Origin of the sequence: Paenibacillus sp. FSL L8-0708 (assembly GCF_038009325.1) — a bacterium.
Lineage (GTDB): Bacteria > Bacillota > Bacilli > Paenibacillales > Paenibacillaceae > Paenibacillus_AQ > Paenibacillus_AQ odorifer.
Window position 1 is genome coordinate 6,336,096 of record NZ_JBBPBC010000001.1, and the last position, 21,634, is coordinate 6,357,729.

General features: G+C 42.7%; 22 protein-coding genes and 1 pseudogene. 9 read left to right on the forward strand and 14 right to left on the reverse strand.

Annotated features, from left to right (window positions below):
* Window positions 1-5: 5 nt before the first annotated feature.
* Complete coding sequence (locus NYE58_RS29765; RefSeq protein ID WP_038573110.1) at window positions 6-917, reverse strand: dihydrodipicolinate synthase family protein; 912 nt, start codon at window positions 915-917, stop codon at window positions 6-8.
* 507 nt (window positions 918-1,424) lie between these two features.
* Between NYE58_RS29765 and NYE58_RS29770 the strand changes: the two genes are divergently transcribed.
* Window positions 1,425-1,610 (forward strand): hypothetical protein, encoded by a 186-nt coding sequence (locus tag NYE58_RS29770; protein ID WP_036679656.1) that lies wholly within the window; start codon window positions 1,425-1,427, stop codon window positions 1,608-1,610.
* A 200-nt stretch (window positions 1,611-1,810) separates the two neighbouring features.
* Here the strand turns inward: NYE58_RS29770 and NYE58_RS29775 are convergent, their stop codons facing one another.
* Window positions 1,811-2,740: an aminoglycoside phosphotransferase family protein gene (locus NYE58_RS29775; RefSeq protein ID WP_341004313.1), complete on the reverse strand. Its 930-nt coding sequence runs from the start codon at window positions 2,738-2,740 to the stop codon at window positions 1,811-1,813.
* A gap of 248 nt (window positions 2,741-2,988) precedes the next feature.
* Between NYE58_RS29775 and NYE58_RS29780 the strand changes: the two genes are divergently transcribed.
* From NYE58_RS29780 to NYE58_RS29795, 4 genes are all read left to right on the forward strand, one after another.
* Window positions 2,989-4,200, forward strand: a complete 1,212-nt coding sequence (locus NYE58_RS29780; RefSeq protein WP_341003748.1) for a sugar efflux transporter — start codon at window positions 2,989-2,991, stop codon at window positions 4,198-4,200.
* Between the two features lie 87 nt (window positions 4,201-4,287).
* Window positions 4,288-4,836, forward strand: coding sequence for a hypothetical protein (locus NYE58_RS29785; protein WP_341003749.1), 549 nt, complete (start codon window positions 4,288-4,290; stop codon window positions 4,834-4,836).
* Window positions 4,837-5,074: 238 nt separating this feature from the next.
* Window positions 5,075-5,608, forward strand: coding sequence for an RNA polymerase sigma factor (locus NYE58_RS29790; protein WP_076277623.1), 534 nt, complete (start codon window positions 5,075-5,077; stop codon window positions 5,606-5,608).
* Window positions 5,595-6,764, forward strand: a complete 1,170-nt coding sequence (locus tag NYE58_RS29795) for a DUF4179 domain-containing protein (RefSeq protein WP_076277624.1) — start codon at window positions 5,595-5,597, stop codon at window positions 6,762-6,764. The genes NYE58_RS29790 and NYE58_RS29795 overlap by 14 nt, the downstream gene beginning before the upstream one ends.
* Before the next feature lie 236 nt (window positions 6,765-7,000).
* Here the strand turns inward: NYE58_RS29795 and NYE58_RS29800 are convergent, their stop codons facing one another.
* The 11 genes and pseudogenes from NYE58_RS29800 to NYE58_RS29850 all read right to left on the reverse strand — a co-directional run.
* Window positions 7,001-7,321, reverse strand: a complete 321-nt coding sequence (locus NYE58_RS29800) for a hypothetical protein (protein ID WP_445671773.1) — start codon at window positions 7,319-7,321, stop codon at window positions 7,001-7,003.
* Window positions 7,294-7,794: an ABC transporter substrate-binding protein gene (locus NYE58_RS29805; RefSeq protein ID WP_143761955.1), complete on the reverse strand. Its 501-nt coding sequence runs from the start codon at window positions 7,792-7,794 to the stop codon at window positions 7,294-7,296. The genes NYE58_RS29800 and NYE58_RS29805 overlap by 28 nt, the downstream gene beginning before the upstream one ends.
* Window positions 7,795-7,987: 193 nt before the next feature.
* Window positions 7,988-8,794 (reverse strand): AraC family transcriptional regulator, encoded by an 807-nt coding sequence (locus NYE58_RS29810; protein ID WP_341003752.1) that lies wholly within the window; start codon window positions 8,792-8,794, stop codon window positions 7,988-7,990.
* 645 nt (window positions 8,795-9,439) lie between these two features.
* A complete protein-coding gene (locus NYE58_RS29815) occupies window positions 9,440-9,904 on the reverse strand; it encodes a phage tail protein (RefSeq protein ID WP_076194578.1) in 465 nt (154 codons plus the stop codon).
* A 92-nt stretch (window positions 9,905-9,996) separates the two neighbouring features.
* On the reverse strand, window positions 9,997-10,896 hold the full coding sequence (locus NYE58_RS29820; protein ID WP_076130858.1) for a hypothetical protein: 900 nt from the start codon (window positions 10,894-10,896) through the stop codon (window positions 9,997-9,999).
* Between the two features lie 657 nt (window positions 10,897-11,553).
* On the reverse strand, window positions 11,554-11,937 hold the full coding sequence (locus NYE58_RS29825) for a hypothetical protein (protein WP_341003754.1): 384 nt from the start codon (window positions 11,935-11,937) through the stop codon (window positions 11,554-11,556).
* A 32-nt stretch (window positions 11,938-11,969) separates the two neighbouring features.
* The gene (locus NYE58_RS29830; protein WP_341003756.1) at window positions 11,970-13,709 is read right to left on the reverse strand and encodes an ABC transporter ATP-binding protein; all 1,740 of its coding nucleotides are present in this window, start codon (window positions 13,707-13,709) and stop codon (window positions 11,970-11,972) included.
* On the reverse strand, window positions 13,706-15,487 hold the full coding sequence (locus NYE58_RS29835; RefSeq protein ID WP_341004314.1) for an ABC transporter ATP-binding protein: 1,782 nt from the start codon (window positions 15,485-15,487) through the stop codon (window positions 13,706-13,708). Before NYE58_RS29835 ends, NYE58_RS29830 begins: the two co-directional genes overlap by 4 nt.
* Window positions 15,488-15,658: 171 nt before the next feature.
* A complete protein-coding gene (locus NYE58_RS29840; RefSeq protein WP_179086330.1) occupies window positions 15,659-16,678 on the reverse strand; it encodes a helix-turn-helix transcriptional regulator in 1,020 nt (339 codons plus the stop codon).
* Between the two features lie 200 nt (window positions 16,679-16,878).
* Window positions 16,879-17,640: a SagB/ThcOx family dehydrogenase gene (locus NYE58_RS29845; RefSeq protein WP_341003757.1), complete on the reverse strand. Its 762-nt coding sequence runs from the start codon at window positions 17,638-17,640 to the stop codon at window positions 16,879-16,881.
* A 166-nt stretch (window positions 17,641-17,806) separates the two neighbouring features.
* A pseudogene (locus tag NYE58_RS29850) lies at window positions 17,807-17,905 on the reverse strand (LuxR C-terminal-related transcriptional regulator); the annotation flags it as partial.
* 408 nt (window positions 17,906-18,313) lie between these two features.
* On the opposite strand from NYE58_RS29850, the gene NYE58_RS29855 reads away from it, so the two are divergent.
* Window positions 18,314-18,640 carry a 30S ribosomal protein S15 gene (locus tag NYE58_RS29855; RefSeq protein WP_076277629.1) on the forward strand — a complete coding sequence of 109 codons (327 nt, stop codon included), beginning with the start codon at window positions 18,314-18,316 and terminating at the stop codon, window positions 18,638-18,640.
* Window positions 18,641-18,859: 219 nt separating this feature from the next.
* Here the strand turns inward: NYE58_RS29855 and NYE58_RS29865 are convergent, their stop codons facing one another.
* Window positions 18,860-19,411: a TetR/AcrR family transcriptional regulator gene (locus NYE58_RS29865; protein ID WP_076277630.1), complete on the reverse strand. Its 552-nt coding sequence runs from the start codon at window positions 19,409-19,411 to the stop codon at window positions 18,860-18,862.
* Window positions 19,412-19,560: 149 nt separating this feature from the next.
* On the opposite strand from NYE58_RS29865, the gene NYE58_RS29870 reads away from it, so the two are divergent.
* Genes NYE58_RS29870 through NYE58_RS29880 form a run of 3 tightly spaced genes read left to right on the forward strand, consistent with a single transcriptional unit; the run spans window position 19,561 to window position 21,621 of the window.
* Window positions 19,561-20,205 (forward strand): NAD(P)-dependent oxidoreductase, encoded by a 645-nt coding sequence (locus NYE58_RS29870; protein ID WP_076277631.1) that lies wholly within the window; start codon window positions 19,561-19,563, stop codon window positions 20,203-20,205.
* 12 nt (window positions 20,206-20,217) lie between these two features.
* On the forward strand, window positions 20,218-20,562 hold the full coding sequence (locus NYE58_RS29875; protein ID WP_076277632.1) for a DoxX family protein: 345 nt from the start codon (window positions 20,218-20,220) through the stop codon (window positions 20,560-20,562).
* Between the two features lie 15 nt (window positions 20,563-20,577).
* The gene (locus NYE58_RS29880) at window positions 20,578-21,621 is read left to right on the forward strand and encodes an LLM class flavin-dependent oxidoreductase (protein ID WP_341003758.1); all 1,044 of its coding nucleotides are present in this window, start codon (window positions 20,578-20,580) and stop codon (window positions 21,619-21,621) included.
* Window positions 21,622-21,634: the final 13 nt, after the last annotated feature.

A 21,634-nucleotide genomic window follows, 5' to 3' on the forward strand; every position in this document is an offset into this window, starting at 1 on the left:
TTGTCTTAACCGCAATATCTTTCAATAGCTTGATCAATCAATTTCATAATGTCTGCGATCGGACCAGCATCTTCAGCGGCTACTGCCTCAAGCGGTGCTCTTACGCTACCAATGTTTACGCCTCTTAATTTTAGAATCTCTTTTATTCCGGCATACATGGCACCTTTGAGCGAACAAAGGGCGATTATAATATCGTTGATATCGCTTTGAATTTGTCCAGCTTCTTCGAACTTACCAGCCTTAACAAATTCATTAGCTTGCAGGAACAGCTCAGGCATAACCGCATAGGTTCCACCGATTCCCGCATCCGCTCCCATGATTCTTCCCGCAACATATTGTTCATCCGGTCCATTAAATACCACTACATCTTTTCCACCCACTCTTTTGAATCTTTCAATATCCATAGTCGGCATGGAGGAGTTCTTCACACCAATCACCTTTTTGTTCGCAAGCAGCTTCTCAAATAGGGACGGAGTCAGTGTATATCCAGTAGTCTGAGGAATGTTGTAGATGATGAAGCTTAGAGGGGTTGCCTCCATAATCTCGCTCCAATATTTATAGACTGCACTATCAGGTAACTTGAAATATATAGGCGGGATTGCGGATAATGCATCGTATCCTAAGGTTGCAGCATGTTTCGCTAACTCAATACTATCTCTAGTGGAAGGGGCACCCACGTGGGCAATCAGTGTCATTTTACCTTTCAGGTTACTAGCTACGTAGCTTAGTACCGCTTTGCGTTCGTCGAGACTCTGGTAAATACATTCTCCTGAGCTGCCTCCCACATATACACCTTGAACTCCTTTTTCAAATAAGTAATCACATAAAGCATGCGTCCGGGATTCCGAAATATTTCCTTGATCGTCATAGCAGGCATAAAAGGCAGGTATAATTCCGTGGAACTTTGTGAGTGTCATTGTTAATCCCCCTTAAGTTGTGAGCGGTTTCTTTTCTACATAAACAAAATATCATTATATTTTGCTTTTGTAAATTATTTTCTCTATTTTTAGAAAAATAAAATTTATTTCCACCAATCTTATTTATAATTAGCAAAATAATGGTTTTCAGTGCAACTCGCAGCTAATAATCATTTATTTTTCCATATTCATTAGAAAATAATCCTGTAAATTCTCCACCCTAAATTTATTTCTTCAGGGCAGTATTTGTTGGATATACGAATGTAAAATAATTTAAAAAAGTGGTACTAATGAGTATCCTTTCAGCTTCGTTAAAAATGTCTCCTACAGGGAGACACTTCTCTCCAGATGAAGCACAAAACCTAAATAACACACAATGTTCACTGAATAATCTGTGTTTTTCAGACGGACACACCTTTTAAAAAATGGAGTTTAGGATTATAATGAAAGCGTAAACAAAGAACAACAAAATCTATTTTGTTTCTTCGCCAAAGGAGGCTGGAGGAAATGCTAGCAGGACTTAAGGAACTTAAAAATTGGGTGACAGAAAACTGGAATCCAACATTGAATACAGGTAATGAGGACTACCGGAAAATGGAGTACTCCGTGGAGCGCCATCTGCACACTCCGCAATCTCCGAAACCACTTAGCTATGAAGAAGAGGCTCGCATCAAGACCGTTAAATTTCATTAATTAACCCTTTCAGATAAAGATTGATTCATAGCGAAGACATCAGACCGCCAGTTCTGGAAGTAATTTCAGTGGATGCGGTCTTTTATTATGCCTTGTAGTTGTATAACGAAAAAACCTCCTCCACCCTAAAGGGTGAAGAAGGCTAATAGGTTACTTTCGAGGACATGCAGTAGGTGTTCAATCCAAACGTCTTGTTTAGTTCATCCTTCGATAAACCTCAGCGCGCGTTCCGATTGATAATCAGCTAGGCCTTGGGCGAATTGTTGATCAGGAAATCCTCTATGCAGCAGCTTTAATCCACCTGAAGTTAAGGAGACATGATGGTGGAATTGATAAAATAACAGCCTATCATGATCCAGAGCATCGTTCTTTAAGTACCGGTAGAAATCCCCAAATCTCATCTGCAAAAAACTATGTTCATGCTCAATATCATAGTACATTGCCCCTTCGATATCGATCAAAAAGGGCTCCAGTTTATCATTAACCATAACATGGTCAGGACCCAGTTCCCCGTGAATAAACCCATATTGCTGTCTGGGTTGAATTTTTGATTCAAGCTCGTACAACTTATCGAGCAGTTTGCTTTGATTAGACCTGATCTTCTCAATATGTTGGGAGGCATAGGCTAGCTGTACTTTCGCATTGTCCATTTGTAATAAATGACATTGCCCCATGCTGCTCTCGTTAGCATTTGCTTTCCCAAAAACATGCCTCTCGTGGGTATGCATAGCAGTAAGCATCTCCCCCACACGCTGAAAAACTTTATCTTGAACACGTAACTCGGGATGATGAAAATAGGTTTCTGCCATTCTTCCATCTATATATTCAACCAGAGCATAATCGAAAGAGTAACGATCTCTTGCCTTATTCAGATCATAAAGAGCAGGGGTCTGAATTCCATGTTGTGTTAAGTACCTGTTATTTAATTCGAATAAATGACTTCCATAGGATTGTTCATTTAAATCTTCATTTGCTTTTTCTTCTTTAAAATAATTCATAGAAAGATCCCACACATACAAAACGCAGGAAAATCCATTACTGCACTCAATCTTGTAGACCACCTTTTGTGCGCCGCCATGCATGCGCGAAACACGAGTAACGAAATAACTGCTGCCAAAAACCCTACTAATATAATCCTGTAAGTCAGCCTTATCGAGATGACAAGTAACGTCCATTAACAACACTCCATTTATTAGGTTTTGCCGGCTTCACAATAGTAAATAAAATCCAGCCGAAAGTATAGACTTATTCTTTCTGATCAATTATGATGTTGAATAAGGTCTTGAAAAAAACAAGCATACAAAAAGCCGTTGGAATTCATTTCAACGGCTTTTTTTTATGAAATATCTAAACAAATATAGAGGAGTACTTTCACAACATGTTCAAACGACTAACTGCACTATTTTCGATTCCCTCTTATGGCTTACTCTTTTTATGTATGTTACTGCAGGGGATGGGGATTTCACTCAGCGCACCCTTTTTATCCATTTATTTTACGGAACAGCTTGGAGTATCTGTCGGGCTGTTTGGTGTTTTTCTGGCCACCACGTTAATTGCCGGGATATGGATCAGTACACTAATCGGAAGACGCTCTGACCTCGGCTTAAATCGAAGAAACATTTACCTTGTCTCCACGCTCTGTAATGCTCTGGCTTATAGCGGATACTTGCTCATTGGGGATTTTACGATCTTATTCATCTACATGATTGTGTTCACCGCCCTCGGTGCACCAGGGATGCCTCAATTGTTCGCCATAGCTAGAGAAGCAGTGAATAAGAGCGATTTTACGGATACTGCGTTTGCAAATTCTACCTTGCGTTCTGCTTTCTCTCTCGGCTTTATTACAGGTCCTTTAATCGGTACTCTGCTAATTGCTGCTGTTGGGTTTAAAGGGATTTTCTCGGGCACCATCGGAGTATTCCTGCTGGTTGCCTTACTTATTTCGCTATTCCTGAAATCAAATACAGAAGTGAAAAGCAGTACTACAGAAGTAAAAGTAAAAAGTTTCCGGTTGGGTCAGAACCGTAATGTTCTGCTTCCTTTTCTGATTATGATACTCATGTATGTAGCCCACTGGACGAGTAGCATCAATACTGCCCTCTTTATTACCAACAATCTAGGGGGAACAACAAGCGATGTTGGTTTAGTCAGCAGTATTTGTGCTGCGCTGGAAATTCCTTTTATGATCATGCTGGGACTACTTAGTGCGAAATACAGTAACCGAATCCTGATGATGTGCGGAGCCATTTTCGGAGGAGCTTATTATCTCGTTGTCATTACTTCAGGCGCGATGTGGCAAATGCTTGCAGCCCAAATTTTGCTTGCCTTTTTTGTTGCCGTTATTTCAGCGATTGGCATTAGCTACATTCAGGATCTGCTTCCAAACATGCCTGGGTATGCATCCACGCTCTACTCTAATTCATCCACGATCGGCAGACTGATTGGCAGTCTTGTTGGCGGGTTATTAGCTAGTGTTGTTGGGTACCGGTATTCATTTGTGCTCTGTTTCATACTCGTCATTATTTCTACAATCATGCTTGCGGTAAGCGGACGTTACTCTGTAGATGATCCACAAAAACTAGCGATTTAATCCGCTTTTTCGGGCTTCATTCAGCCCTTGAAACTTCTCCATATTTTCTCGCGACTAACTAACATATCCTTAAAAAGGTGGGGTTAGATGTTAAAAACTATTGCAAGAATGCTCATGTTGATGTCTTTAATCTTTCTGGCAGCATGTGCAGGGGACGTTAAACCCATCGAGGAGCCGAACACAGGAGCAAATACGCCAACCCAAAGTCCAGCGATGAATACGCAGAAGCCGCAAAACACAGAACCCAAGCAGCCAAATGAAACCAGCTTTAAAGCAGAATTGTCAATAAATCTGAAATCATATTCAGATCAATTGACAGAGTATGATCTCCCCGCACTTGAAGTGCTGGAAAAAAACCTAACCGCTTTGGTTGAGCATGACCACACACTTTTCCAATCCGGGTTCGTAAACAAAAAACTAGCAGATGCTATGGAACCTTATTATGACGAACAATATCAGTACAAATTCACAGACATCGAAAGCATCGATTCCATGTTACCCAACGAACATCAGGTGAATATAACGGTAATCGGACAACGCTTGGATATGGCCGCAAAGACCGTTGAAAATGTAAAAATGCTATACGCTATTCGGCCAAACGATCAAGGGGAATGGGTCATTTATATCATTGATTGATTGACTGATTGATTGACTAACAACTGACTTGCTTATGAAAAATCGTCGTCCGATTCCTGACAGGGAATTTGAACGGCGATTTTTTTGTGAAAAAAAACCAATTTCTCCCCTTGCTAGCATTGCGAGATGCGGAGAATGGAATCATGTTTGTGGTAACCTTCTAGCTACCTACCCGATCTAATATTTAAGTAACGTTACGAACATCCTAAGACTTCTAGTCAAGAAAGCAGGTAGATCTTTGCATATAGATCCTATTGTCGTCAAAGCCAAAGCTGGAGACCCTGAAGCATTCGTGCAGTTGATGCAGGAGATAGAGTTATCTTTATACAGAACTGCAAGGTCCATCGTCAACAAAGAAGAAGATTGTGCAGATGCCCTGCAGGAGACGATGCTTAAAGCCTTTAAGAACATCCATACACTCAGAGAGCCCGCTTTTTTCAAAACGTGGATCTTCCGGATTCTGATTAATGAATGCAATAAAATGCTCAAAAACAACTCAAGAGCCCTCCCTTATGGAGAGCTTCCCGAAGTCCCTTCCACTTCCAAGGATTATGAGAAAATCGAATTATGGGATGCCGTTCAACATCTTGAGGAGAACCTCCGGATTGTCATTCACCTTCATTACCTACAGGACATGCCGATCCGTCAAATTTCCGACATTCTCGAAATTTCTACGGTTGCCGTGAAGACCCGGCTGCATCGCGCCCGCAAAAAGCTAAAGCATTCATCTCAATTCAATCAAGAAATGGAGTTGCGACATGGTAAACACTAAGTTAGAAGAACAGTTAAAGAACTGCCAAAGCCTACTTCCCGCTCAGTTATCGGATATTGCCCGCTCCAAACTGAATGAGACTTACCAAATCATCAGGGAGACCGATAATTCCATTTCCCCCATTCAGAGAAAGATGGATGCATCAAGAACTTTTAATAAGTGGTTGATTTCCACTGCAGCCGCTGCAATTCTTGGAGTTACAGTCCTCGCTTCCGGATTTGTATCGCCCGCAATGGCTGGTGCACTCAAGCAAATTCCGGTTTTGGGACAAATCTATTCATTATGGGGCGAAAAAAACTTAGATCCCGGTGTTCAACAAGCCGGGGATTTCATCACAAACGTAAACCAAAGCGTGACCCATAGCGAGGTGACCATGAATATCCCAACGTTGTTATTTGACGGAACCCGAATTCTTATGAACCTAACCACTCCTGGAAACCGTCTGGCTTCGGAGCCCAATTCGCCGCCTTCAGATGCCAATAAAGGGGCGGTGGATAAGTTTGAGGTTCTCTATAAAGGTCAACCTCTGCTCTGGAGTTACGAACACATGGATGGTGAGACTGCTTCCAGCATAATGGTTCAGGTTTTGAACACTTATCATGACCCGAGCACAACAACACAGACTGTCCAGTTCCCTGATCAGTTTGACTTGATTGTAAATGTAACGTTAAAGGGTTACGATGTCCCGTTCGAATTCGTTCTGCCTGTTACCAAATCAACACCTGTTACCGCACTAACTTCAGAGGAGACCAAGCATCACGATAACATTAACTTGCAGATCAGTAAGGTAGAAATCACCCCAATCACAACGCAGGTATCCATTGAGTACAAAACCAAACCGGGCCAGAGCATAGAAGAAATGCTCGCTTCTATCCCTTCGAAATATAAGGGTGCTAACGGGGGCGTCATCGCTCTTCAATTTGACATTGTGGATGAACGTGGCGTTCAACTGAAGCCCATCGGTGCTCACCCCTTAAGCGAATCTTATAATGTTCGTTTTGAACCCTTCAAGACTATACCCAATACCGTAACCATCAAACCGTACTTAGTCGTTTCCGAAGGTCAAGCCCCAGCTGGGACTAAAGGACTGTGGGAAGACAACAATATGGTCAAGGAATATATCCCTGAGCTGGAGACTGTACTTTCGGTCCAATAGTTCATTTGTAAAAGGGTATGCAAAACTACAAAAGACGAAGCCATAATAGGCTTCGTCTTTATATTTAGATGGCTTCAGGTAGGTTCAATCCAATAAGGTTATTTTGATGAAGCCAGCTTCGATAATTTGTCGGCAATATCTTCGGCTTGTAATAAGGAGGAGTATGAATCTGCTGCAAAATATTTTTCCATATCAATCTCAATCATTCGATTGTTTTTGACCGCATCCAACATTTTCTATGTTGCTGGCAACTTAGGCGGTTCTTTGTCCTTTACGGTAAGGACAATAACGTAGTCACCTACATAATCATTTACCGTTTCCCAAGAAACTTCAACCCGGCTCATTTCCTTATCAAGGATTTCACTTTGAACTTTTGAAGCGGGATTCAGACCCAAAATATCGTAAGTAGCTCTGCTGCCTCTCTCACCCTGATTACCAATGACCATTGAAAATTTCTCTACGGTGATATAATCTACGATAGAAATAGTTGCATCTTTTGCAAGTACATTATTAATTTTTTCGCGGGCAGCTATTTTACGTTTTTCGAAATCTGCCACAAACTGTTTAGCCTCTTCTTCTCGATCCAGAATTTCTCCCATAGCTGTAATCTCTTCTTGAATCGTTGCGTATTTACTTGTATAAATAATACGGTCGGTGCGATCTTAGAATAGTTACTATAAGCATCTTTATTCCAGGTTATGATGACGTCTGGCGCTAGCTCTAATACTTTTTCAAAAGAAACACTTCCTTCTGCCCCTATATCTTGTACCGTCTCATCTAAGAAAGGCTTGAGAAACTGAGAATACTCCAGTTGGGTATTTGATGCTCCAACCGGTACTACCCCAACTCCTAAGACTGGTCCCAAATCCCAGTCAACTACAACACGTTGGGGATTGGCTGGAACATTAACATCCCCCATAACCGTTGTTATTTTCCGTAAACCCGTATTTTCAATGGCCTGATTGGAAGGTTTACTTTGTGTTGGTTCTGCTCCCGCATTGCTATTACGGCTAGTGTTCCATTTCCGCAAGCTGTAAGTAACAGTGTGAGCACAAGCATTAGCATTATTCCTTTTTTCGTTTCGATCCCCTTTAACATCTGTTTATCCCCTTCAAGTTTTAATTGATAATGATTATCATAATCAATATAACAAGCAGAAGAATATTTGCCCATGGAGGATAAGAACTCTTGCCATGGACTATCTGAAACGATCAAACCTGACTTCACCTATTTTTGTATTGAACTGGCGTTGTCCCAACCTGCTTCTTAAACAGACGGGTAAAATAAAAGACATCACTATAACCTACGCTTACAGCAATCTCCTGTACGGTGGCATCGGTTTGAATCAGTAACTCCTTCGCTTTAGCCATCCTGGTCTGAATTACATATTCAATGGGACTTCTCCCTGTACGGCGTTTGAACTGCCTCGATAAGTATTGAATGCTATAATTCCATACTTCTGCCATAGATTCAAGTGAAATAGGTTCATAATAATGTTTGTGAATGTATTGAATAATCTGTTCCACTAAATCTATTTCTTTGGGGGCAACGCCTTGAAGCTGTAACTGCTGGACAAGTATATATACGAACTGATAAAACTGGATTTTCGCCTGGAACCGTTCCATAGCCGGTCTGCGATTCCATTCCTCATACATCGATTCTGCATGACGATATAAAACAACCGGAGAAATTGGTTTACCTGCATATTGCAGATGAAATGGGTTATTTATATGATAGGATTTCAATATTGTTTTACTAGCTTTAGTAGAAATACTACCTCTATATAAAATGTAATAGTATGTGACATCCTCATGTCCAACCTCGAACTTGATGTTACTTCCTTTTCCCGCATGTAAGACAAAGAATCGTTCTAAGGAATGCCGATTACCATCCAACCAGATCGCACCTTGCCCCCGCACGACAAATATAAAACAACTAGCTGGGAGTATATGTTGCTGTTTACTCTGTCTACGTATCACATGTTGGCGAATATCCACCAGTTGAACCGTACATTTCACCGTTCCAGCCACTTCAGCTCTTTTCTACGGGATTTATACCGTACATTCTACCGTTTCAGCCACTTCAGCTCTTTTCTACGGGATTTATACCGTACATTCTGCCGTTTCAGCTACTCCAGCTCTTATCTACGGGATTTATCCCGTACATTCTACCGTTTCAGCCACTTCAGCTCTTTTCTACGGGATTTATACCGTACATTCTACCGTTTCAGCTACTCCAGCTCTTATCTACGGGATTTATCCCGTACATTCCACCTTTTCAGCTACCTCAGCTCTTTTCTACGGGATTTATACCGTACATTTCACCGTCCCAGCCACTCCAGCTCTTTTCTACGGGATTTATCCCGTACATTCCACCTTTTCAGCTACCTCAGCTCTTATCTGCGGGATTTATACCGTACATTCTACCGTTTCAGCCACTTCAGCTCTTTTCTACGGGATTTATACCGTACATTCTACCGTCCCAGCTATTCATGCAAAATAATTATGAAGTACGCTCGCAACTCCAGTTTTCGTTGCTCTATATAATAAATTCGGCCTCTTGAATGAGAGTCCATTCCCATAGATAACCTACGCAAATTATCTATATCGGCAAGATTTAGGGCCATCCTTTTACAGGATGGCCCTCTCATTGATTAAGTTGCAATTTTGCTAACCTTAATACTCTCCTTTAATTACAAAAAACGAACCCCGAATTGTTCCGGCTAGCTTGGACTTCTGCCTAGCAAACTTAAACTTCTCTTCTAGCTCCTTTGGGATCTCCATCCCCTCAGAAAGCTTAAAACCAACAGCCCGCTTCTTAGGGTCATCCACCGTATACATAACGTTCACCGCAAGACCATCCTCATAAAAGACATAAGCGAATTTAATATTTTCCACTTGAAAACGCGACGTTTCTAAAGGCTTGGCCGCAAACTCAATATCGCGTTCTTCTTTTAAAATTCGGTTCACATAATCAAGGGTCTCCTGACTTTCGCTGGCTCGTACAACCGTAAACTCATGTTTGTATTTGTTCATAAAGTAACGGGCCTCATTAGCACGCAGACCAGCAAGTGCATCTACTACAGGTGAAGATTCTAACCCAACCGTAGACACATTTTTAAAATCAACGATATAGGACATTTTCATCTCTCCTTTTCTCTCATTATTACCAAAATAACTTATCGTTACTTAGGATACGGTTCGTGTGTTGTCTGTAACGGCAAGTTTCTGTGTTAACTGCTGTGCTCTTTTTCTATTAAAGTGACCATCTCACGCTTCCACTTTTCTCGCTCCTCTGGCGGGATCGGCTCCCCTTTGTCATACAGAAATCTAATCATATAGAACCCATCCTTCGTAAGCAGGCTGGTAACAAGTTCATGCTCTAATACATTATTGTTCATCAACTGTGTCTCTACTATAGAGCTATTAACAGTCTGATGCAGTACTTGAGCGGTCAACAAGGTCTCTTGGGAGATATAATCCGCTGTATGCTTCTCTACAGAAGATGCCTCTATCTTATCAAAATAATTAATCGTGAACGTATGCGAAGGTTCGTACCGATGGTATTCTCCTAACGGATAATATCCGATAAATTGACTGTTACTGTAGACATGGAAGGTTGCAGGTACATAGCTATCAAGCTGAAAATACGGGATGAATCGCGCAATGCCTGAATTGATCTCTTCTCCAGGAGGAATGACCGCATCCACACCACTAAGGAAATCACCCTTCTTATCTACAAAAATCGTGCTATAAGGGCTGTACCTCGTAATCCAAATTGAACCATTCTCCTTCACAGCCTCAACGTAATAACTGATAATTTGATTTCTTTTTTCCTCACGTTCATCGGCGGGGTTGATACAGGTATGAATGTGCTTCCGAGTGTATGTAAAGACTGCTTTAGTGGCATCCATTGACAGCAATTCAAATTCGAGAATTTCAGATTTTATATTATAGATTTGAAATGTCATCATTAATTGAAAGTGATTTAAAAAGGACATTCCCCTTTTATCTGGATGAAATCTTTTGCTCAAACCTTCTTCATCCTTATCCATATAAGCCTGCTCCAAGCCTTCAACCAGGGCCTGCAGCTCCTCTTTTGTGATGCCTTTATTTTTTTTAAAGAAAAACATGGCTTCTCTCCCCTCATCATCAATCTACTTCCAATTACTTGCTCCTATTTATTATACGGGCATACCTGTGTACTTTTCTAGTTATGAAGAAACCATCCCTGACAAAGAAATGGTTTCTTTGAGTAGGTATACCTTTCGGTCATCCCTACATTTTTAAAATGTTCACGAACTAACCTAAATTGTTCTTCTACGCTCATGTTTGGTGTTCTTTCTATGGTTTTGATGCCCAGCTTAGTGCATTCTCTCTTCCGGGATAAACGGTAATATAAATTCAGGCATTATTCCTAAATCTATTAGGATTGGTTGGTCATCAGGTAACTTCAGCAAGTCAATAATAAAGAATTCCATCATCTCTTCGACCACTTGAAATAACCATTGGCTAGAGATCGTCCTCTAATGTTTAAAAACCTAATTCCTCTACAAACTTCTTGGTTTAATTGTTCTTTCAAATAATTATTATTTATCTTCATCCAACACACCCCATTTATATTTCAAAAAGCTTACTCTGACACGTTGGTTGTGAGCGGTTGGCGGATTCTTATCTTTCTAGACAAAAAAAAAGCCTTCCCACCCAAATGGGTGAAGAAAGCTTAAATGTGTATCCCCAAAATATGGGCAGCTATATTAGGTTTTCGTACCTGAGGGTGTCTTAGTCAATTACTCCTCCAGCCACCTTATCGCCTCAGCCTCTCCAGAGAAGGCGCCTCCGGGGCAGCCGTAGGTTCTTTTAGTGGACAACGCTGTAACTGGCTTGTAGACAGCAAGCAACTTTGCATTCTGCATTACGACCGCGATGCCTGAACAATATTGGGCGATTTCCCGCTTGTTCATCTTGCACCAGTTCATATACAGCTGTGTGACCGCACGCTCTGGACGTGTGTTTTTCTCAGCAGAATGCACCATCAGCAGGCCGAAGGCAGATCGGCGCGCGAGCAGTTCTTCCCAATATGCGATATATTCTTCTACTGTCTCCTGATCAAACGCCTCCCCCAAACTAAGGCTTATGATCGGCCAAGCGGATTCATCCTTTGTTATAGCCATACGTTTCCCTCCTAAAATGTGCCGAGCATTGCCTAAGATGTGATGCGGAATCCAACGGATTGCTGTTGCAGCTTCCAGAGCCGGTCGTACAGTCCGCCGCGCAACAGTAAGGCTTCATGTCGTCCCTGCTCGACCAGCCGACCATCTTCCAGTACGATAATGTTGTCCGCACCGCGTATGGTTTTCAACCGGTGGGCGATAACAATGACGGTTCTGCCTGTAATCAACGCATCAATTCCTTTCTGGATTTCGGCCTCATTCTGCGGGTCAAGCGATGCAGTAGCTTCATCCAACAGCACAATTGGAGCGTTCTTGAGAATCGCACGGGCAATGGAAATTCGCTGCTTCTCCCCTCCGGACAGCGTACTGCCGCCTTCGCCTACCGGCGTGTCATAACCAAGCGGTAATTTCATGATGAAATCATGGCAGTGAGCCATTTGCGCTGCCTGCTGAATATCCCGCTGCGACGCCCCCGGCCGCCCAAAAGCAATGTTGTTCCCGATGGTATCTTGGAATAGGTACACATCCTGAAACACCACCGATACAGATCCTAGCAGATGTTCTGGATCAATATCCTTGATGTTGCGCCCACCTAGCAGAACGCTCCCTTCTTCAGGATCATAGAAACGTGAGATCAGGCGCAGCACTGTACTCTTGCCGCTGCCTGACGGGCCCACAATTGCAGTCAGTGAACCTTGCGGCATTTCCAAACTTAAATTTTTGAGAACAGGCTCTCCTCCATAGCTAAAGGTTACATTTTCAAACCGAATGGTGCTGCTTTTAGGAAGAGGACTCGTATTACCTGTCATTACCGGCTGGCGTAGCAGGTCTACTATACGTTCACCCGCTTGTTCGTTATAGCGGAATTCGGCATAATTGGCTAGCGCTGTGGTCAATGGATCATAGATACGTGTGCCGACAATAAGGAATACTGCCAACTGCAAAATACCGAGCTCCCCCCCTAATAATAGATGAACACCTACGTATACCATTAAGGTCAGTCCCGCACGAAGAAGAGCCATAGCGGTTAGAATAACCGGACCGAACATCCCTTCCAGCTTCACACTTTCCTTCATCAAAGTTTTAAAAGAGTTATCCAGACGGACAAATCGTTCTCCCGTCAGGTTATAGGCCTTCATTACCCGTATACCATTCAAGTATTCTTGCAAGCGGTTCGCAGCGTTCAGCTTGGCCTTCATATGATCCGCTCCGAGTCTCCGCCGCAGCTTGCCCGATATATACATGATCAGAAGAGCAACCGGCAGCGCTACGAACATGGAAATCGCCATCCGCCAGTCCAAAAACAGTAAACCAGCAAGTGCAAATATCGGCAGGACAAAAGCCCCCGCAAGCTGTGGCAGCAGATGTGAAATGCCCGTCTCAACGAGCGTGAAATCGCCCATCATCATATTGGCTAAATCACCTGGGTCCCGGCGAGTCAGGTAACCCAGCGGAAGCTTCCGCAGATGTTCTGCTAATTCCGCACGTCCCTGTGCAGCAACATTGTATGCCCCGCGGTAAGCGGTGCGATAGGCGGGAATCTCACTCAGGAACATCAGCACCATGACGGCGACAAGTCCTGCGCAGATCCACCAAAGGCGTTCTGTCTGAAGTTCTGCGCCTACAGTAATATAAGGGGCAAAAATCAACCGCACCGCCTCAATTACAAGCGCGAACGGCAGCACACTAACTAGATTAGCCAGCAAAGAAAAAAGTACAGGCTTCAGCAACTGCTGCGGTTTACCGGCAGTAATATTATGCAATACCTTCATAGCTGATCCCCTCCTTTTTCCATATGCCAATCTCCGGCGTCACTGTAGGCATGCCACATTTTTGCGTAAAGCCCCTCCGCCTCAATCAAACCTGCATGCTCTCCACGTTCCACGATTTCTCCATCCCGCAGCACCAGAATTTGTGCAGCTTCACGTATAGAGGAGAGTCGGTGAGCAATAACAATAACCGTCTTGCCGCGCATAAGCTCCGTAAGTGCTAACTGCATATGAAACTCATTTTCCGGGTCGGCAAAAGCAGTCGCTTCGTCGAGCACGAGCACTGGTGCGTTTTTGAGAATAGCCCGAGCTACTGCAATGCGCTGCTCCTCACCACCCGAGAGATAGACACCGCCTTCACCAATTAACGTATCGTATCCCTGCGGCAGCCGAGTAATGAACTCGTCGCATTGTGCCGCTCTGGCTGCAGCCTGGACTTCCTCCAAAGTCGCTCCCGGTTTGCCGACAGCAATATTCTCATACAAAGTGTCATAGAACAGGAAGGTTTCCTGAAATACAAAAGCAACTGTATTCATTAATTCATGGATTGCCATATGGCGAATGTCGACTCCACCGATGCGGATTGCACCCACTTGCGGGTCCCAGAACCGCGGCACCAAGCTGGCCACCGTCGATTTTCCCGAACCTGACGGGCCTACCAGTGCTGTAACCTTCCCTTGTTCCGCACGGAATGAGACTTCGCTGAGCGCCGCTGCAGTCCCTGCATCTTCACTGTAGGAGAAGGTTACATCGACAAATTCAACGTCAAAAGTATGCGGAGATAGCGGTTCTGCTATTTCCGGTACAGGCTGCTGTGCCAAGAGACGGTCCATCCGCTCCACGCCTTCGCCAATATCCCGAGTGCTTGAAGCCAGCAGAAGTAGCTTGTAGAGCGGAGATGAAACGCCGGGTGCCATAATCAGAAAGAACAACAGCACAAGCGCAAAGGACATGGAATCCGGCCGACCGCTTAGCATGAAGACGCCCACCGGCAAAATAAAGGTAAACGGTGACGCAAGCAATGTTTTGAATAAGATATAACCTGTTTGATAACGGTCCGTATACTCCAGACAATAATCGCGGTAGCTGGTCATATCACTGTAGAACTTTCTGAAAGAATGCACCGTCTGCCCGAACACCTTAACCGCGGGCATCCCCCGTACATACTGCACCGCCGAAGTATTGATCTGCTCCAACGAATCATGATACTGCTTCACACTGGCCTTGCCTCTGCTGCTCATCATAAGCGCTGACTGCACACCTAATCCTATAATTATCGGCAGCAGGCAAGCTACCGCCAACGGCGGACTAAGCCAAAACATCGCCACGATCATCAGCACTGTAGAAGCCAGCACGCTGACTAAATCGGGAAGCTGATGCGCTACGAAATTTTCCACCTTGTCGACATTCTGCTCTAGCGTCTTCTTGACCACGCCTGTTGAAGTCCCGTTCAGGAAACCGAGCGGCAATCTGCCCAAATGCTCGGTCATTCGCACACGCAAATTATATTGAATACGAAAAGCCGCAATATGCGAGCACATAATACCACAATACGAAGTCACCAGCCCTCCGATTAACCCTCCAAGTGCAATCCACCCCCAGCGGATCATATACGCACCGTCGACCTGTCCAGGCGATGAAGCATGGCGCAGCAGCTCTGCCAAAATGAAATAAACAGACAAAAACGGAATCAGCATCAATACAGCGCTGACAGATGACAATATTCCGGACAAGAGCAGCAAACCTCGCTTCTCTCCGGCGATCTCCAGCAGCCTTGGCATGCCGGTTTTGGTTTTACTCACAGCCGTTCCCCCACTCTTGGTAATTACGCGCAAAAAAAGTGCACTGAGAATGATTCTCTGTGCACTAGTGTATAGGAACGTTGTTCACGATTGCTACCGTTTAAGGGATTATAATTAACCAAATCAGGAGCATCTGTGCAGGATACGGACTTACAACTTAATACCGAAGAGACGCTGCCTGCCGCTGATCAGATATTCTCCTGGACGCACACCGAACTTTTTGCGGAAGGCTGCCGAGAAATGACTCACATTACCGTATCCAACTCTGGAGGCTGCTTCACTTACAGTCATACTCCCTTGTTCCAGCAGCTGCTGCGCTCTCTGCATCCGTTGTTCGATAACGTAGGCATGCACGGTATAACCAAACATTTCCTTAAAGCCCTTTTTCAGCTTGAACTCATTGAGGCATATAATGCGAGAAAGGCCTGCAAGCGTCGGCGGGTGCAAATAATCACGCTGTAAAATCTCCTTAGCGAGCCGCAGGCTCTCCATATCCTCTCTGGACAGCTTGACCGAGCGTGGAATCCGGTCTGCTTCATATAAAGATTCATTGAGATAGACCGCCATAAGCTCCAGCATTTTGCCCTCCAGATAAAGTTCACGCATGCCATGGCTATAGGAACAATCCGCAATCTGCGATAGAATGAAGCGGATGGATGGTGTGATGTTATTTTTTCCAAAAAACAAACCCGCACCAGCTCCGATGCGAAGCCGTGTATCCTCAGTCAGACCACTGGTCATCCGCTCAAATTGTGCAGGGCTCATATCTATGCTGATGAATCGGTACCCCGCTCCACTCAGGTATGTGCAGTTTTCACTTCTTACTCCGCCATGAAACAGCGCAATTTCTCCTGTATCTATAACAAAATAGTCCGATTTCAGCGAGGTCCCCCACTCAATGCCATGCCCCATGCAGAATGCCAGCTCTGTACGCGGAGTGCTAAAATTGCCCTTCGCTTCGATATCCCGATTAAAACAGAGATTAAAATCTGTCATCTGGATATACCCATGGCTAAGCAGGCTGCGGCAACTGCCTTCCCCTATTTCGACTGGAGGTTTAATCTCAAAATGAGCCCCATCAAAACGATAATTATAATCTACCCCTTCACATGTAAGCGTCTTATGGGCATCAATCGTTTCTGCTTCTTTCAGTCCATTGCTTCGCTCCATGCACATCCCTGCTTCCTCTTACTTTGGGTTAATTATATATGCAATGAGAATGATTATCAATTAAACATTACGATTTCCTCTTCGTTCAGACTGAGCAGTTGGGCAAATACACTGGATTATAATCAAAAAAACCTTCCCCACCCCGAAGGGTGAAAAAGGCTTATATGTCTCACTTCTGAAGCTGCATCTAGCCTTCATAGCTACTCTCGTTTCTTCCCAACTGCCCCAAGATAGATAACAAACTCTTCATCACCGTCTAATTCTAAAATCTCATCTATCAACTTTTGATCATAGATTCCAATTGCGCAAGCACCTGCACCGATGGATTCGCTGGCTAAATAAAGGTTCTGGCAGACATGTCCAACATCGATGAGGATTTTTTTGTGAGCAGAAATATCATACTTCCATTCGGAGCGGTAGGGTGTGGTACTCCAGGCAAACAATACAGAAGCCTTTTTGGCAAAGTTAGGGACAAAGGGCTGATCCAAAGTAATAGCATCAATCTTTTGTTCAAGTTGATCTAATTCAAACATAAATAAGAGCTTATGTTCCACAGGCAGATATCTGTAGATCCCTTGCCCAATGCCCTCTACACGCATAATCATTAAATAGGTTTCAAAGGTGTGCGTCGCCCCACTGCAGGGTACAGTCCGCAGCGTAAGTCCGTTCTTATTCATGCCGCTAATTCCTTGGGTAGCCCATAATAAATAGGATAACTCCTCCAGACTCACAGTATCCTCAGAATAGAACCGTGTACTTCTTCTTTGATCTATACAATCAAAAATATTATCTTTACTCACAACGTCTTTGCTGACCTTGGGCAAATCAATAATTAGTGCATCTGAATCAAATAGCTTAACAATTGGCGGTTGTGCAATTCCCTTGATCTTATCTGTTTTGATATGTTTGAATTCATGAAAATTGGATTTCAGAAAATTTCTTTGTTGTTCATATCTGGTCATAACAGATCCTCCTGAACTACCTTAATATCTCTAATTTATCATGCCATAAAAATCATACGGTGATCTAACTCACTCTTCAGTTATTTTGGTGAGTAAACAAAAAACCTCCCTTTGCCCCGAAGGGCAAAAGAAGGCTTAAACGCGTCACTTCCGAAGACATGGCCAGCTATATTTTCAGCTCCCCAAGCTTGATCAGCTCGACAACCGCTTGTGAACGGCCTTTAACGTTTAGTTTTTGCATTACATTCGTGGTGTGGTTTGAAACACACCAAATTGAACTCACAGTCAATGCAATAAAGCCTTGAATCTCAAGATTTCCTTTGTTTTCTTACTAATATTCGATCCGTTTGACTACCTTCATTATTCAACTTTCGTGTCCCATTAGTTCAATCATATCTCGTTATAATTCACTTACTTTAATTAGCTTTAAGTAGTCTTTCCGAAAATATCAGAGTTTGGTGTGGTGTAATTTTGATTATCGAGAGGTGATCGAAGTTTACAAAGGTTAGTTGTTCCGCTAACGGGCAGAATAGTTAAAGAAATTATTGTTGTATTTTTATGTAGATTAAAGGTACAATAAAACGCGAACATATGTTTTTATAAGTAATGAAGAAGCTCTTACCAATCCACAAACAGGTGAACAATAATTGTCTGGAAAAAGAAAGGAAATAAAATGAAAAATATAAATTTCAGTGAAGCTATTGAACGTTCTATACAATTAAGGGAAGTCTACCATCGTTTAGAACGAAAGTATCATGAAAAAGCATGGACAGTAGAAGAAGATGCGTTAGCTTTCCTTACAGATGCTGGCTTGGTCGGTCGCCTAACAATGTCTCAACAAGGTCGTTGGCCAACAAATGGGGATACTGAATCTGAACTTGAACATAAGATTGGTGAATGCATGTGGTGGTTGATTATTTTGGCTGAACGTATGAATATTGATAGCAGTGAAGCATTGGGGAAATTCTTAACTAAAACTGAAATTAAATTAGGGAATTGAGATAATATACCTGATATTGTCTCAACATTTGGTGATCTAGAATCTTACGTACGACAACAAACAAATGCTGTTGAAGCGGCAAAACAAGCAGGTGTAAAACAATTGGTGTATTCTTCTGCTCCACGTGCTGACGCAAGCCAGCATCTGTAAAAGAAGCACTTCAACAATTATTAGCATAAAATAAATAAGCCTCTGTTCATCAAGAACAGGGGCTTATTTTTAGTCTAATAGTAAAGCTTTAAAAATGGATTCAACTACATCTTCCGTAGGCTGTTCGCCATTTTTTACATACTCCGTAGAAATTCCGTATAGCGTCCAACTGATCATAATACTGTGCAAATTTATCTTTTCATCTGCCCAAGTTGGATGTTCTCCCTTTAATAACTCACAGAAAATCCTTCCAAGTTCTTGTTTAACAATGGTTTCAATTTTAGGTGTGAATGCTTCATAGCTTCTACTACATTGGCTAGCTAAGCCCCTTTGAAAGCTAATCAGACTAAGTAAAATATTCTTTAATGAACGCTCTGACAATGCTTCATGTGAACCCACATTCTTTAATACTTCTTTTAGCACATCTTCACTCAACACTTTCTCAAGCAAATCATATTTGTCATAGAAGTGATAATAAAGGGTTGCACGATTTACTGTTGCGCGCGAGGTAATATCTTTTATCGTAATATCTTTAAAATCCTTTTCAATCGCTAATTGCATAAACGCATCCATAATTAAACGTTTCGTTCTTAAAATGCGTGGATCAATTGTTTTTTCCAATACTAGTCCCCCTACTTTTCCGACATTTCGAGTAATATGTCGGATATACGATTTTCCCAAGCATTTTGTTGGTTGTGCCAAAATCCATTTGAATTTATGCTAACTATACAACAAATGTTGGATATACAAAAGTAGTTGGAGGTCACAAAATGAACATTATAGTATTTGGTGCCAACGGGAAAATCGGTCAGCACTTTATTCAAATTGCCCTACAAAATGGCGATCACGTAAAAGCATACGTACGTCGTGAAGGTGCTTTAACGATGCAACACCCGAACTTAGAAACCATTGTCGGTAGCTTAACGGATGAGCAACAAGTGGCAGCAGCTATTCAAGGGCAAGATACTGCTGTGAGTACCCTTGGCTCTCCTTTATCAATGAGTCGTAAAGTAAAAGACTTACCGATTACAAAGGCACATGAAACCATCTTACATGTCATGGAGCAATTACATGTAAAACGTTTTATTACACTTGCAACACCTACCATTAAATCTACTTTCGATCAAAAACAGCTTGTAACGATCATGCCAAGTATTATGGCGAAGCAGCTGTTCCCTACTGGTTACGCAGAAATGAAAGCGATTGGTAAATTAATTCATCAAAGTCAGGTGGATTGGACAGTTATTCGCATCGTCAACCCAAATACCAACAAAGATGGTGGCGGGTATGCAATTTCACTCGGGGATACCAAAGGAAAATTTACAGTTTCACGTAAAAATGCAGCTCAATGTATGTACGATGCAATTCGTAAGAAAGAATGGATTGGCAAAATGCCAATCGTATTTAACAAATAAGGGGGATTACTAATGACAATTTTAGCATGGATTTTACAAGGCTTACTTGCATTAATGTTTATAATGGCTGGTTTTGGGAAAATAACTGGTTCAAAAATGCACATCGAGGGCTTTAAAAAATGGGGATTACCACAATGGTTCCGTGTTGTAACAGGTGGCATTGAATTAGGTACAGCTATTTTATTAGTCGTAGGTTTTTGGAATCATACAGCAGCTCTAATCGGTGCAGCCATTTTAGTAGCAGTCGGTATTGGTGGCGTAATTACACATCTTCGCGTGAAAGATACAATGAAAGAAACAGCAACAATCTTAATACTTGGTGTTTTAGCACTTATTTTACTAATCATCCTACTATAAAAGAAGGTAAATACGATGAACTTCGAATTTGGTGTTTATTCATTAGGAGAACGGTTTCCAGATGCAAATGGTTACGCGCTCCCTGCACAGGAACGTATTGAAAATATCATTCAAATGGCTAAATGGGCAGATGAAGCTGGGCTTGATGTGTTTGGGGTTGGTGAACATCATCGTTTAGATTTCGTCACGTCAAGCTATACAATGATTCTTGCAGCGATTGCACGAGAAACAAAAAACATTAAATTAGCGAGTTCGCTATCGGTCATTAGCACGGCAGATCCTGTTCGCGTATATGAGGATTTTGCTACACTGGATTTATTAAGTGGTGGTCGCACCGAAATTATTTTAGGTCGAGGGCTCTATTTAGAAAGCTTCTCATTATTCGGAGTAAGTCTTGACAATTATGACAAGTTATTTGAAGAAAAGCTTAGACTGTTTATGAAATTGCAAGAAAAAGAAGTCGTGAATTGGCATGGTGAATTCCGTCCCCCTCTTCGTGATGCACAAATTGCACCTCGTCCCGTACAATCAAAAATTCCAATGTGGATTGGCGTGGGTGGTACACCAGGAAGTGCCATTCGTGCAGGGAAATTTGGCCTAAACATGGCACTTGGACTTCTTGCAGGTGCACCAGAACGTGTATCGCATTTAACGAAACTTTACTGGCAAGCTGCAAATGAAGCAGGTCACGATTTATCCAAGCTAAAGGTATCCGTAACAGGGCATAGCTACCTTGCTGATAGCGGCGAGCAAGCCATTCGTGAATTTGCACCTTGCTATAATCAGTACATGGCGTATGGCCTGAAGGACCGTGGCATGCCATTTTATCCAATATCAGCCGAGCAAATGATGCCACAACGCGCTGCAAATGAAATATTAGCCGTCGGTAGCGCAGAAGAACTTGCTGAAAAGATTTTATATCAGCATGAGCTATTTGGTCACTTACGCTTCATGGGGCAATTTGATATGGGTAACCAATCGATGGCACGTGTGGAAAAAGCTATTGATTTACTTGCGAATAAAGTTGCGCCGATTGTTCGTCGCTCGCTGAATAAATAAACTAGTAGATAAA